This is a genomic window from Deltaproteobacteria bacterium (assembly GCA_020848905.1).
In the GTDB taxonomy this organism is placed as follows: domain Bacteria; phylum Myxococcota_A; class Polyangia.
In genome coordinates this window covers 91,869-106,592 of sequence record JADLHG010000051.1, presented here as the reverse complement: position 1 = coordinate 106,592, position 14,724 = coordinate 91,869, and the positions used below count along the sequence as shown (strand labels likewise).

The 14,724-nt window shown below is 75.6% G+C and carries 2 protein-coding genes; both read right to left on the bottom strand.

Features of this window, described 5'->3' with window-relative positions:
- The coding region (locus IT371_22970; GenBank protein MCC6750545.1) for an SDR family NAD(P)-dependent oxidoreductase at nucleotides 1-7,977 on the bottom strand (7,977 nt) is incomplete at its 3' end.
- Nucleotides 7,974-14,714 (bottom strand): type I polyketide synthase, encoded by a 6,741-nt coding sequence (locus IT371_22965; protein MCC6750544.1) that lies wholly within the window; start codon nucleotides 14,712-14,714, stop codon nucleotides 7,974-7,976. The genes IT371_22970 and IT371_22965, both read right to left, overlap by 4 nt.
- Nucleotides 14,715-14,724 lie beyond the last annotated feature (10 nt).

Sequence of the window (14,724 nt, the reverse complement as noted above, 5' to 3'; positions counted from 1 at the left end):
CCGCCGCACCGTCTCGGCGAAACGCACCGGCCGGCGCAGGTTCTCGAACCAGTACTCGGCCTCGAGCGCCGTCCCGGAAAGCGGCCCCGCCCGCACCGTGGAGTAAAACGGTACGGCCGAGGCGCGCGGCTGGACCTCTCCGAGCAGCGCGAGCAGCTCGGAGCGCAGCGGCTCGACCTGCGGCGAATGCGAAGCGACGTTCACTTTGACCGACCAGGCGAAGAGCCCGCGGCGCTCGAGCTCGGCGAGCAGCTCCGCCACGCGCTCGGCGCGCAGGGCCAGCACCAGGTTGCGCGGACCGTTCTCCGCGGCAACGCATAGCTCCTCCTCGGGGGCCGCGAGCAGCTCCCCGAGCTCGGCGCGGCTCGCCTCCACCACCACCATCCCGCCTTCGCCCTGCACCCGGCCGAGGAGCGCGCTCCGCCGCACGATGACCCGCGCCGCGTCCTCGAGGGAGAGCGCCCCCGCGAGGCAGGCCGCCGCCACCTCCCCCATGCTGTGCCCCGCCACGGCGTCGGGAAGCACCCCGAGCTCCGCGAGCTCCGCCGCGAGCCCGAGCTGCATGGCGAAGACCATCGGCTGCACCACCGCCACCCCCTCGAGCGGCCCCGCCGACGGCCCCGCCGCGAGCCGCTCGACCACCGACCAGCCGAGGAGCGGCAGAAGCACCCGGTCGCAGCGTTCGAGCGCCGCGCGGAAGGCCGGCCGCTCGCGCAGCCCGTGCGCCCCCATCCCTGGCCACTGCCCCCCCTGCCCCGAGCAGACGAAGACCAGGCCCGGGGCGAGGGGCTGGCTCGGCGCGCGCGCGGCGTCGAAGCGCTCGCGTTCCTCCGCCACCGCCCGCGCCAGCTCGGCTGGGCTCCGACCCACCGCCGCGAGCCGCCACGGCTGGTGTTCGCGCCGGAGCGCCGCCGTACGGCAGAGCTCGGAGAGCTGCGCCTCGGGGAGCGCCGAGAGCTGCGCCTCCACCTTGCGGCAGAGCGCGAGGAGCGCCCCCGGACTCTTGGCCGAGAGCACGAGGAGCTCGGGGGCCGGGCCGCTTTCAGAACCCACGTTCGCTTTGGCGCTCGGGGCCGCCTCGGAGGTCCGGAGCGCGGGCGCCTCCTCGAGCACCACGTGCGCGTTCGTGCCGCTCAGGCCGAAGGCCGAGACCCCCACCGCGCGCGGACGCTCTCCCCGGGGAAAGGGGGTGGGGGCGGTGGGGACCACCAGCGGGAGCGCCGTCCAGTCGACGTGCGGGGTGAGGCGCTCGAGGTGCAGGTGCCGCGGGAGCTCCTCCCGCTCGAGGCAATAGATGGCCTTGAAGATCCCCGCCAGCCCCGCGGCGGCCTCGAGGTGTCCGACGTTGGTCTTCACCGTGCCGACGGCGAGCGGCGCTCGCCCGGCCCCCTCCTCGACCAGCACCGCCCCGAGCGCCCCGAGCTCGATCGGATCTCCGAGCGCCGTCCCGCTGCCGTGCGTCTCCACGTACCCGAGCGCCGAGGGGGAAAGCTCCGCCTGCGCGAGCGCGCGTCGCACCACCTCGCGCTGCGCGGCGCTCGACGGCGCGGTGAAGCTCGAGCTCCGCCCGTCGTGGTTCACGGCCGAGCCGGCGAGGAGCGCGAGGACGCGGTCCCCGTCGGCCTCGGCGTCGGCGAGGCGCTTGAGGACCAGCACCGCGCACCCCTCGCCGCGCGTGTAGCCGTCGGCCCGCGCGTCGAAGGTCTTGCACCGGCCGTCCTTGGCCAGGACCTCGACCTGCGAGAAGAGGATGTGCGCGTGGGGGGCGAGCATCAGGTTCACCCCGGCCACGAGCGCGAGCTGGCACTCGCCGGTGCGGAGCGCCTGACAGGCGAGGTGCGTGGCCACGAGCCCGCTCGAGCACGCGGTGTCCACGGGGAAGTTCGGCCCGCGCAGCCCGAGCGAGAAGGAGAGGCGACCCGCCGCCGCGCTGAACGAGCTGCCGCTCGCGCCGATGGGATTGGCGAGCCGCGGGTCGGAGAGGACGCCGGAGAGCAGGCTGTAGTCGTAGCTCGCGATGCCGAGGTAGACCCCGGTCGCGCTGTCCGCGAGCGCGCGCACCGGGATCGCCGCGTCCTCGAGCGCCTCCCACGCCACCTCGAGCAGGAGCCGCTGCTGCGGGTCGAGCCACGCGGCCTCCCCGGGGGCGATGCCGAAGAAGGGGGCGTCGAAGCCCGCCACGTCCACGCCCTCGAGGAAGCCCCCCCAGCGGGCGTAGCTCTTGCCGGGAACGCCGGGGCTCGGGTCGTAGTAGGCCTCGACGTCCCACCGCTCGCGCGGCACCTCCACCACCGCATCCGTTCCGCGGCGCAGCAGCTCGAAGAAGGCCTCGGGGTCGTTCGCGCCGCCGGGGAAGCGGCACCCGAGCCCCACGATCGCGATCGGTTCGTGCCGACGCGCCCGCGACGCACGCCGGGAAGGGGTGGCGCGGACGGCGCTCGTCGCGGCGACCCCCGAGAACGGAGGCTCCGCAGCCGACGCAGCCGACGCGGACTCCTCGCGCACGCTCGCCGCGGGCTGCTCACCGAGCGTCTGCGCGAGGTGGGCCGCCATCCGACCGAGGGTCGGATGATCGAAGAGCAAGGTCACGGGAAGCGACCTGCCGACGAGGGCGGCCACGGCGTTCCGGAGCTCGATCGCCAGGAGCGAGTCGAAGCCGAGCTCGGCGAGCGGACGTTCCATTTCGATGGGCTGCGCCGCGTCGAGCCCGAGCACGCGCACGATCTCCTGCCGGAGCGCCTCGGCCACCTGCGCCACGCGGCGGGCCCCGGAGAGCCCCGCCACGCGCGCGGCGAGCGGAGAACCTCCCGCGCCCCCCGGGCCAGCGGACGGCGCACCCCCGAGCTGCTCGGCGAAGAGCGGCGCGGCCCCGGGCGAGAGGCGGCTTCGCGCCACCTCCCAGTTCACCGGACAGACGAGGAGCTGCGCCTCGGGAGCCTCGGAGGCCGCGGGGGCCGCGAAAGCAGCGAGGAGCTCGCCGAGCGCGCCGAGGGCCTCCGCGGTCGAGAGGGCCGAGAGCCCGTGGCTCTCCCAGAAGCGTCGGTGCACCGCCTCGAGCCGGGCGGCCATCCCCACCTCGGCCCAGGCGCCCCAGTCGAGGGAGAGGATCCTGCGGCCCGCCGCCCGCTCCCGCAGCGCGAGCGCGTCGAGACAGGCGTTCGCCGCCGCGTAGCTCCCCTGCCCGGGAGAGCCGGTCAGCCCCACCCCGGAGGAGAAGAGGGCGAAGAAGTCGAGCGCGTGGCCGGTCGTGGCCTCGAGCAGGTGCTCGGCCCCGTCGAGCTTCGGCGCGAGGACGGAGAGAAAGCGCGCGCCGGTCTGGTTGACGAGGAGCCCGTCGTCGAGCACCCCCGCCGCGTGCAGGATCCCTCGCAGGGCGGTCCCCGCGGCGGCCACGACCTCGATTGCGAACGCGCACTCGGAAACGTCGCCGTGGAGGAGCTCGACCTCGGCTCCGAGCGACCGGAGCTCGGCCAGCTTGCGCGCGGCCTCCTCTCCCGGCGCCGAGCGTCCGACGAGGAGCAACCGGCGCGCCCCCTGCTCGACGAGGTAGCGCGCGCAGGCCAGGCCCAGGCCGCCGAGGCCCCCGGTGACGAGGTAGACCCCGTCGGCCGCGAGCGCGAGAGCGCCGCCGCCGCCTCGCCGATGGCGCGCCAGGCGCGGCGCGTAGCTCCGTCCGCCGCGCAAGGCGAGCTCTCGTTCGCTTTGCCTGCCGAGGAGGGCCCCGGCGAGCGCGGTGGCCTCGTCCGGCGCCGCCTCGGGCGCCAGGTCCACGAGAGCCCCGATGCGGTCGGGGAGCTCGAGTGCCGCGCTCCGCCCGAGGCCCCAGAGGGCGGCCCCTTCCACCGCCCCCGTGGGAGCTACCCCGTCCACCTGCCACACGCCGCGGGTCAGCCAGACCAGGCGAGCCGGGGGCTCCCGCTCGGCGAGCGCACGCACGAGCCCCAGGCTCTCGTCGAGGAGCTCGCGCAGCGCCGCGCGCCTCGCCCCGAGCGGAGCGGCGCTGGCCATCGGCAAGGCCAGGCCCCCGAGCAAAACCGCCGTGAGGGGCGCCTCGCCCGTTTGCGTGGCGAGCGCGGGGAGCGCCTCGCCGAGCGTGCTGAACCGAAGCGCCTCTTGCCCCTCTGCCTCGAGGGCCGCGGCGAGCTCGGCGCCGAGCGGGTGCTGGCCGAGGAGGAGCCAGCGCCCCACTGGAGTCGCCCCTTGCGGCTCCTCCTGCGGAAGCGGCCTCCAGGCCACGCGATAGGTGAGCTCGCGCGGCGCCGCGGCCTCCTGGCCCAGCCTCGCGAGCGGCGTCTTGCGGAGCGCCGCCCCGACGAGCGACAGGATCCGCTCGCCCCCTTCGCCCCGGACCTCGAGGGTCCCCGTCACGGCCTCGGGGGCCGCCGTCCCGTCGCCCGCAGGGGGCTCCACCCGCGCGTGCCCCACGACCGGGCCGGTGGGTCTCTCATAGAAGGTGAGGCGCTCGATTCCGATCGGCAGGTACGGCGCCTCGAGCCCGAGCTCCCCGGACCCGAGCTCTCCCGTCGCGCTCGCCTGGGCCAGCGCCACGAGCTGGAGCATGGCGTCGAGCAGCCCCGGGTGCATCCGATAGGCCCCGGCCTCCTCGGCGTACTCCGGCGGCAGGAGCGCCGCGCCGAGCACCTCGCGACGACCGAGGGCGAGCCGCGTGTGGCCCGAGTAGCTCGGCCCGAGCGCCAGCCCGAGGCGCGCGAGCCCCTCGCGGTAGACCTCCCGCGAGAGCTCCCGCGGGCAGCGCTCGACCAGCCCCGAGAGCTCCTCGGGCTCCCCGGCCTCGGTGGGAGCGCGCTCGAGGCGCCCCTCGACGTGCAGGCGCTCGGCCGCCGCCGGCGCGTCGCGGCTCGTGACGGTGAAATAGAATGCGGCGTCTGTTTCCGGCCGGAGCGTCAGCTCGAGCCAGCGCTCGCCCTCGTCGTCCTTCTCGAAGACGAGCGGCGCCCGCAGGCTGACGTCCACCAGGCTCAGCGCCCCCGGCCCGAGGACCCGCTCTCCGGCGGAGAGCGCGAGCTCGAAGAAGCCCGCGGCGGGGAAGATCGTCCGGCCGCCGAGCGCGTGCTCGCCCACGAAGGCCGGCGCGTCCCGGCCCACCCGCCCCCGAAAGACGTGGTGCGCGGGGCTCCCGTGGCTCTCGCGCTCGACGAGCAGCGGGTGCGCCGCCGGCGGACGCGCGCCCGTCGCGGCCCAGGCCGGCGGCCCTTCGACCCAGTACGGCCGGTGCTGCCACGGATAACTCGGCAACGGCCGCACCCGCCCCGTCGGATAGACCGCGCCGAAGTCCACCGGCTGCCCCGCGCAGTAGAGCGCGCCGAGCGCGGGGCGCAGGGTCCCCGTCACCTCGGCCCCGCTCCGGCGGAGCGTGGGGACGACCAGCGCCCGCCGCGCGGACGCGCCGCTCGCGGCCTCGAGACACTCGGTGAGCGGCCGCCCGAGGACCGCCTGCGGCCCGACCTCGAGGAAGGTCTCCACCCCCTCGGCCACGAGCTGCTCCACCGCCTCGCGAAAGCGCACGGTGCCGCGCACGTTCTGCCCCCAGTACGCGCCGTCGAGGGCCTCGCCGGGGAGGCGCCCCCCGGTGACCGTGGAGACGAGCGGGCGCTCGGTCGGCCGGCCCCGCGAGTTTGCGAGCTCACGTTCTATTTTCAGCCGGGCCGCCTCGACCTGCGGCGAGTGGAAGGCGTAGTCCACGCCGAGGTCCTTGGTCTGCACTCCCTCGGCCGTGAGCTCCGCCGCCAGCTCCGCGAGCGCCCCGGCCTCCCCCGCCACCACCAGCGAGCGGGGCCCGTTGTCCGCGGCCAGCGCCAGCCGCTCGGCGTGGCGCCCGAGGCGGGGCTCGAGCTCCGCGCGCCCGAGGGCCACGGCCAGCATGCGTCCCTTCCCCGTGGCCTCCTGCATCAGGCGCCCGCGCACCACGGCGAGGGTCAGCGCCTCCTCGACGGTCAGGGCCCCCGAGGCCGCAGCGGCGGCGAGCTCTCCCACGCTGTGCCCGAGGACGAAGTCGGGGCGAATTCCCTGGCTGCGGAGGAGCTCCACCAACCCGAGCTCGAGCGCCACGAGGCAGGGCTGCGCCACGGCCGTCTCCGAGAGGCGCGAGCCCTCCTCGGGGGCCAAGAGCGCCTCGCGCAGCGACCAGCCCGCGAGGCCCTGCACGTGCGCGTCGGCCCGCGAGATCGCCTCGGCGAAGACCGGCTCCGTCGCGAGGAGCTCGCGCCCCATGCCGGCGAACTGCGCCCCCTGCCCGCTGAAGACGAAGGCCAGCTTGCCCGGCGTCTCGCCCCGCTGCCCGACGGAGAGACCCGCCCGGCCCTCCCCCGCGCCGTAGCGCGCCAGCAGCTCGGCCAGACGCGCGGGGCTGCGACCCGCGACGGCCAGCCGGTGGCGAAGGTGCGAACGCCTGCGCGCCGCCCCGTAGCAGAGGTCGGCGAGAGACTCCACTGCCGGGTCGAGCCGCCTTAGCCGCTCGGCCCACGCGAGGGCCAGCGCAGAGAGCGCCTCTTCGGTGCGCGCCGAAAGCACGAGCAGCTCCACGGGCGCCTCGCCCCCCTCGGCGGACGCGACCGTCGCAGCCCGCGTTTCCGACGGAGGCGCCTCCTCGAGGATCACATGCGCGTTCGTGCCCCCCATGCCGAAGCTGGAGACCGCCCCGCGCCGCGGTCCCTCGCCCGCGGGCCAGGGGCGCGTGCGGCCCGGAATCGCGAAGGGCGTGCGCTCCAGCTCGAGCCGCGGGTTCGGCCGCCGGAAGTGCAGGTGCGCCGGGATCTCGGCCCGCTCGAGCGCGAGCACCACCTTGAGCAGGCCGGTGACCCCCGCCGCCCCCTCGAGGTGACCGAGGTTGGTCTTGGCCGACCCGAGGACGAGCTCGCGCGTGAGCCCCGCGCCGCGGCCGTACACGGCGTTCAGGGCCTCCACCTCGATCGGGTCACCGAGAGGCGTGCCCGTCCCGTGCGCCTCGACGCAGCGCACGCTCTCCGCGCTGACGCCGGCGTTCTCGAGCGCCGCACGCAGGACCGCCTGCTGCGAGAGCACGTTCGGGGCGGTCAGGCCGTTCGTGCGCCCGTCCTGGTTCACGGCCGACCCGCGGATCACGGCCCACACGCGGTCGCCGTCGGCGCGCGCGGCCGAGAGGCGCTTGAGCACCAGCGCCGCGCACCCCTCCCCGCGCACGATCCCATCGGCCCGCGCGTCGAAGGTCTTGCAGCGCCCGTCCGCGGCCAGCACGAAGGCCCGCGACGCGCTGATCATCACGAGCGGCGTGAAGATCGAGTTCACCCCGCCGACGAGCGCGAGGTCGCACTCCCCCGACCGCAGGCTCTGACAGGCCAGGTGCACCGCCACCAGGCTGCTCGAGCAGGCGGTGTCCATGGTGATGGACGGCCCGCGCAGGTCGAACTGGTACGAGACGCGGTTGGAGATGATGCTGTCCGACAGTCCGGTCATCGTATAGGCGTTGAGCTCGCTCGACCGGCCGGCGAAGAGCTGGCCGTAGTCGGCGGAGCAGCACCCCACGAAGACTCCCGTGCGGCTGCCGGCCAGCCGCTCGAGCGAGAGCCCGGCGTCCTCGAAGGCCTCGTAGCCCACCTCGAGGAGCCAGCGCTGCTGGGGGTCCATCTGGCGCGCCTCGCGGGGCGAGATGCCGAAGAAGTCGGCGTCGAACCCCGCCGGCTCGTCGAGAAAGCCCCCCCAGCGCGAGGCGATCTTCCCCGGCACGGCCGGGTCGGGGTCGTAGAAGGCTCGGGCGTCCCAGCGCTCGGCCGGCACCTCGCCGATCCCGTCGCACCCCTCGCGGAGGAGCCGCCAGAAGGCCTCGGGGCTCGTGACCTGGCCGGGGAGCCGGCAGGCGAGCCCCACCACGGCCACGGGCTCTCGCGCGCGCGCCTTCAGCGCCGAGAGCTCGCCCTGCAGCTCCTCGAGGGCGAGGAGCGCACGCTTGACGGGGGAGAGCTCGCCCGGGCGCCCGCTCACGCCGACCCTCGCGGGCCGAGCGCGTCCAGCTTCGCGGCGAGCAGGGCCTCCGCTTCCTCGTCGGAGAGCGCGTCCACCTCCGCGCGACCGAGGCTCGCCGCCGGAGCCGGAGGCGCCTCGGCCTTCTCGGCGCGCGCTGCGGTCGGGACCTCCGCCGCCTCGTCGGCACCCGGCGTCGCGAGGCTCTCGGTGAGCCGTTCGAGCAGGTGTTCGGTGAGCGCCGAGAGCGTCGGGTATTTCCAGACCAGGGTCGCGGGCAGCACGAGCCCGAGACTGGCCTCTATCCGATTGCGCAGGTCCACGGTCATGAGCGAGTCCATGCCGAGCTGCCGCAGCGGGGTCTCGGCCTCCACGCGTTCGAGCGGCACCTGGAGCACGTGCGCGAGCTGTCCGCGGAGGTGCCCGAGGAGCAGCGCGCCCCGCTCGTTCGGCGCGGCCGCGGCGAGGGCGCGCTGCACGTCGCTCTCGCCGCGCGGGCGGGCCTCGGCCGCCGTCTCCTCGGCGAGCGCCTCGAGCGCCGGGAGCTCCGCCGCGGGAAAAGCCTCGAGCAGGTGCCGCGGGCTCATCCAGAGCATGCCCACCTGGGCGAGCGGCGCGCCGGCCTCGAGCAGCCGCCCGAAGGCCGCGACCCCTTCCGCACCGCGGATGAGCTGCAGCCCCATCTGCGCCAGGCGTCGCCCCCGGCTCCCCGATTCGGCGCCGAGGTTCTCGAAGGGGCCCCAGTCGATGCTCAGCGCCGGTCGACCCGCTGCCACGCGATAGCTGGCGAAGGCGTCCAGAAAGGCGTTCGCCGCGGCGTAGCTCGCCTGCCCCGGGGAGCCGAGCAGCCCGCTCGCCGAGGCGTAGAGGACGAAGAAGTCGAGCGGCTCGTCGCGCGTGGCCCGATCGAGGGCGAGCGCGCCGTCCACCTTCGGGCGTAGGACCCGCGCGAGCTGACCCGGGTTCACGTTGGGGAGCACGGCGTCCTCGAGCACCCCCGCGAGGTGCACCACCCCCCGTACCGGCGGAGCGCCGCCCCGCCGCGCCGCGAGGGCGTCCAAGAGCGCCTCCCCGTCGGCCACGTCGAGAGCCAGGACCTCGAGCGTCGCGCCGCGGGCCTCGAGCTTCTGGAGCGTTCCTTCTAGTTCGGGCGTTCGCCCACGCCGGCTCAGCAGGATCAGGTGCCGCGCCCCCTGCTCCACGAGCCACGCGGCGAGCTCGAGCCCGAGATCCCCCGTCCCTCCGCTCAGCAGGTAGGTCGCGTCGGCGCGCACGGCGATGCGCCGCGCCGCGGGCCGCACGGGGAGCCTCGCCTCCGGGTCCTCGGGGAGGACCAGCACGAGCTTGCCCACGTGGCGGGCCTTGGCCATCTTCTGAAAGGCCGCCGCCGCCTCGGTCATGGGAAAGACCTCGCACGGCAGCGGCTCGAGCGTCCCCGCCGCGAGCTCGGCGAGCAGCTCCTCGAGCGCCCGCCGCGCCGCCACCGGGCGCTCGGTCGAGAAGCGCAGCAGGTCGAAGCCGTGATAGGCCAGGTTGCGCTCGAAGGGGCGCAGGCCGAGGCGCGTGTTCTGATAGATGTCCTTGCGGCCGATCTCGAGGAAGCGTCCGTAGGGCGCCACGAGGCCCAGGCTGGCCTCCATGGCCTCTCCGGCCAGGCAGTTCAGCACCAGGTCCACGCCACGCCCGTCCGTCAGCCGGCGCACCTCGTCGGCGAAGGCCAGGCTCCGCGAGTCGAAGACCTGCGCCACGCCGAGGCCGCGCAGGAACGTCCGCTTCTCCTCGGAGCCCGCGGTGCCCCAGACCTCGGCCCCGGCGCGACGCGCGAGCTGCACGGCCGCGAGACCAACCCCCCCGGCCGCCGCGTGGATCAGCACCCGCTCCCCGGCCTGAAGCCGCCCGATCTCGAAGAGCGCGAGCCGCGCGGTGAGCCAGGCCACCGGCACCCCCGCCGCCTCGGTGAAAGAGAGACCGGCGGGCTTATGCACCACGAGGTGCGCCGGCGTGGTGACGTAGCTCCCCATGGCGTGCGGCGCGAGCGCCACCACCCTGTCCCCCGGCGCGAGGCCCGAAACCCCGGGGCCCACGGCGGTCACCACCCCGGCGCATTCGCTCCCCAGCCAGAGGCCGTAGTCCCCGGGGTAGATCCCCATGGCCTTCATCACGTCGTTGAAGTTCAGTCCGGCCGCGCGCACGGCCAGCTCCACCTCGCCAGGGCCGGGAGGCGTGCGCACCTGCTCGACGAGCGCCAGCTCCTCGAGGAGCCCGCTCTTCGGGATGGCCAGGCAGAAGGGGTCAGAGGCCCGCCGCTCGGCCGGGCCCCGAGCTCCCGCGGCCGGCAAGCCCCTCTCGAAGCGCAGCACGTAGGACGCTCCCCCCCGCAGGGCCAGCTGCCCCTCGCGGTCGTCGGTGAGGAGCGCCGAGACCAGGCCCGAGAGCTGCTCCGCGAGAGGCGCCCCGGCGTCCAGGTCCAGACAGGTCGGTCGCAGCTCCGCGGCCTCGAGACCCGCGGTGCGTCCGAGACCCCAGAGGGGAGCCTGGTGGGGCGCGAGCGCTCCCTCGCCCTGCCGCACGGCCTGCGCCCCGCGCGTCACGAGCCAGAGCCGCGGCGCATCCCGGCGCCCCGCCCCGAGCAGGGCCTGCGCGAGCCAAAGCGCCTCGACCGTCGCCCGCCGTCCCGCCTCGCTCCCCTCCGGCGGAAGCCCTGCCGGAACCTCGAGCCCTCCGAGGTAGACCACCGGGGTGGAGCCGCTCGTGGGCAGCGCCTCGGCCACGAGCCGCGCGAGCCCCGCCGCATCGTCGAGCGCGAGCTCGTAGCGGCCGGACGCGGCTCTCGCGAAGCCGGGACTGCGCGCTGCGACGACCACCTCGAGCCCCCGCTCCGACAGCGCGCCGCCGAGCGCCTCCGCCGCCTCCCCGCCCCCCACGAGGAGCACCCGCGGGGGCATATAGAGCGTCGGCTCGCTTTCCGCCTCGCGCCCCCGCCAGACCGGCCGCAAGAAGGCTCGCTCGAGCTTTTCCCCCGCGTCCGCTCCCTCGTCCGCCCGCCGCGCGCGAAACCCTTCGAGCCGCACGAAGGGGCCGCTCTCGTCGAAGAGCGTCAGCTCGCCCCGCGCCTCGCGAGCCCCGGGAGCGACGGGGCCTTCGAGCCGCGCGTGCGCCTTCACCGACCCGGAGGGCGCGCGGAGATAGGTCAGGCGCCCGAAGCCGACCGGCAGAAAGGCCCCCTCGTGCCCCTCGGTGCCGCGCGCCGCCGCCGCCACGACCTGCAGCGCGCCGTCCAGGATCACAGGGTGCAGGCCGTACCGCTCGTTCCCCCGGGCGAGCGCCCGAGGGAGCGCGAGCTCCGCCAGCGCCTCGCCCTCCCCGAGCCAGAGCCGCGAGAGCGGCTGGAAGAGCGGGCCGTACTCGATCCCCGCCTCGCGCAGAGCCCGATAGAACTCTGCCACCGGGACCTGCCGCGCGCAGCGGGCCAAAAGCTCCTCGAGACTGTCCCTCCCGCTCGCGGCCTCCGCCTTCGCGCCGCCCTCGGCCAGGCGCACGCGCCCCGAGGCCACGGCGCGCGCCTCCGCATCGCCCTTGCCCCCCTTCGTCCCCGCGTGGAGGTGGAAGCGCCAGCGACCTGCACCCTCCTCGGCCAGCACCAGCGTGAGGGGGACGAGCTGCTGCTCGAGCAGCACCACCGCTTCGCCGAGCGTGACCTCCTCGAGGGCGAGCGCGCTCCCCTCGCCGAGGCGCAGCGCCGCCGCCGCGCGCACGAGCTCGAGCGTGGCCGCGGCCGGCAAGAGCGCGGTGCCGTGCAGGCGGTGGTCGCGCAGGTACGGCTGGCGCGGAATCCCGACCCGCTGCTCGAAGAGCTCGAGCGCCTCGCCCGGCACGGCGAGCCGCGTCTCCAGGAGAGGGTGGAAGATCGTGCGGGCCTCGCGCCCTCCGCCCCCCGTGCGCGGCAGGTCCTCGGGGAGCCAGTACCGCTCGCGTTGCCACGGATAGGCCGGCAGCGAGACCACGCGCCCCCCCTGCGGGTGCAGGGCGGCCCAACTCGGGGTGCGCCCCTCCACGTAGAGCTGACCGAGCCCCTCGAGCAGCGTGCGGCGCTCGGGCCGACCGCGGCGCAGGCTGGGCACGGTGGCCCCCTTGCGCCCCTTCTGGTGCAGGAGATCCAGGATCGAGGGCAGGAGGATCGGCTCCGGGCTGAGCTCGACGAACAGCTCGAAGCCCTCGTCGATCATGCGCTCGACGGTGGGGGCGAAGAGCACCGGCTCGCGCAGGTTGCGTTCGAGGTACTCGGCCGTCACGTGGGACCCCGCCTCGCGCCCGCCGCTCACGGTGGAATAGATCGGAACGTTCGCCTCGCGCGGCACGAGCGTCCCGAGCGCCGCGCCGAGCCGCCCCTTGAGCGCGTCGAGCTGCGGCGAGTGGCCCGCTCCGTCGGCGTTGATCATGCGGAAGTGCACGCCACGCCCCTCGAGCTGCTCGAGGAAGGTCCCGAGGCTCTCGGGGTCCCCGGCCACCACCGTCGCGCGCCGGCTGTTCACCGCCGCCACCGAGAGCGCGCCGGCGAAGGGGGCGAGCGCCACGCGGGCCTCGGCGAAGGGGAGCTCCACCTGCGCCATCAGCCCCTGACCGCGCACCTCGGCCAGCAGTGCGCTCCGCGCCACGACCGCCGCCATCCCCTCCTCGGGCGAGAGCGCCCCCGCGACCACCGCCGCGGCGAGCTCGCCCAGGCTGTGCCCGACGACGCCGTCCGGGTGGAGGCCGTGCGCACGCCACTCGGCCGCCAGCGCGAGCTGCAGCGCGAAGAGCACGGGCTGCGCCACGTCCACGCGCCGCAGCCGCGAGCGCTCCTCGGGCAGCGCGAGCTCCTCGAGGAGCGACCAGCCGGCGCGGGCCCGCAAGAGGGCGTCGCAAAAAGCGAGCGTCTCGCGAAAGGGACCCTCGCGCCCGAGCAGCTCGCGCCCCATGCCGAAGTACTGCGAGCCCTGCCCCGAGAAGACGAAGGCCAGCCGGCTCTCGCGCCCGACGGCGAGCTCCTGGCGCACGAGACCCGACCGCGCCTCGCCCGACCGCGCGGCGAGCAGCCCGGCGCGCAGCTCCTCGAGATCGGCGGCTACCACCGCGAGGCGGTGCGGCAGGTGGTCCCGACGCGCGCCGGCCGTGTAGCAGAGGTCGGAAAAGGCGCCCGGCTCCTCGTCCGGTGTGGCCTCGGGGTCCTGCCCCGTCGGCTCCGCGAGAAAAGCGACCCATCGTTCTATTTGCGCGGCGAGGGCCGGGGCGCTCGCCGCCGAGAGCGGCAGGAGGCGCGGCTCGCTCGCGGCCGACGCCTCGGGTGCGCGCGGCGTCTCGATCGGTCGCGGCGCCTCTTCCAGCACCACGTGGGCGTTCACCCCGCTCCAGCCGAAGGCGGAGATGGCCGCGCGGCGCGGCTCGTCGCGCGCCGGGAAGGGCTCGGGAGCGGTGGGGAGCACGATCGGCGCTCCTCGCCAGTCGATGTTCGGGTTGAGACGCTCGAAGTGCAGGTTCGGCGGGATGACGCCCCGCTCGAGGCAGCCCACGGCCTTGATCACCGAGGCCACCCCGGCCGCCGCCGCGAGGTGCGCGATCTGCGTCTTGAGCGCCCCCACCACCAGCGCCTCTCCCGGCGGGCGTCCGTCGCCGTAGACGCGCGCCAGCGCCTCGGCCTCGATCGGGTCGCCGAGCACGGTCCCGGTGCCGTGCGCCTCGACGTACCCCACCTGCCGGGGCGAGAGGCGCGCCGCGGCCAGCGCCCGCCGGATCACCTCCATCTGCGCCAGCCCGTTCGGCGCGGTGAGGCTCGAGCTCGCCCCGTCGTGGTTCACCGCCGTTCCCCGCACCAGCGCCCGGATGCGGTCGCCGTCCCGGCGCGCGTCGGCGAGGCGCTTGAGCACCAGCACCCCGCACCCCTCGCCGAGCGCCGTGCCGTCGGCTCCCGCGTCGAAGGTCTTGCAGCGTCCGTCGGCGTTGGCCGCGCCGAACTGGCTCGCCACGACGAGCCCCTCGGGCGCCAGGATCAGGTTGACGCCCCCCACGAGCGCCACCTCGCACTCCCCGGCGCGGAGCGCGCCCACCGCGAGGTGCAGCGCCGCGAGCGAGCTCGAGCAGGCGGTGTTCACGGCGAGGCAGGGGCCCTGCAAGCCGAGCGTGAAGGAGAGGCGCCCCGCGGCCATGCTCACGCAGGTGCCGGAGAGGATGTGCGCCCCGGCCAGCGCGGGGTCGCCGAGCCCTCCGTGAGCGAGGAGCAGATAGTCGCTGTGCATGATGCCGACGTAGGTGCCGACCGGGCGGCCCACCAGGCTCTGCCTCGGCAGCCCCGCGTCGTCGAGCGCCTCGCAGCTCACCTCGAGCAGCAGGCGGTGCATCGGGTCGAGCCCCACCGCCTCGCGCGGCGCCATGTGGAAGAACGCCGCGTCGAAGGCCCGCACGTCCACGCCGTCGAGGAAGCCCCCCCAGCGGCTGGCCATCTTCCCCACCACCTCGGGGTTCGGGTCGTAGTAGGCCTCCACGTCCCAGCGGTCGGCGGGGACCTCGGCCACCGCGTCCTTGCCGGCGCAGAGCTGCCGGAAGAAGCGCTCGGGGTCGTTCGCACCGCCGGGGAACCGGCACCCCCGCCCCACGATCGCCACCGGCTCCTCGAGCCGCTGCTTGAGCCCCGCGAGCTGCCCCTCCGTGCGCTCGAGCGCGTAGAGCGCCTGCTTGAGGGGCGAGAGGTGCGCCAGGCGCTGGTCGTGCGGCGTATCGCTCATCGGGCTCTCT

What these genes read in the sequence shown, in the direction of transcription:
- IT371_22965 (MCC6750544.1), bottom strand. Translation starts at nt 14,714, where the DNA reads ATGAGCGATACGCCGCACGACCAGCGCCTGGCGCACCTCTCGCCCCTC.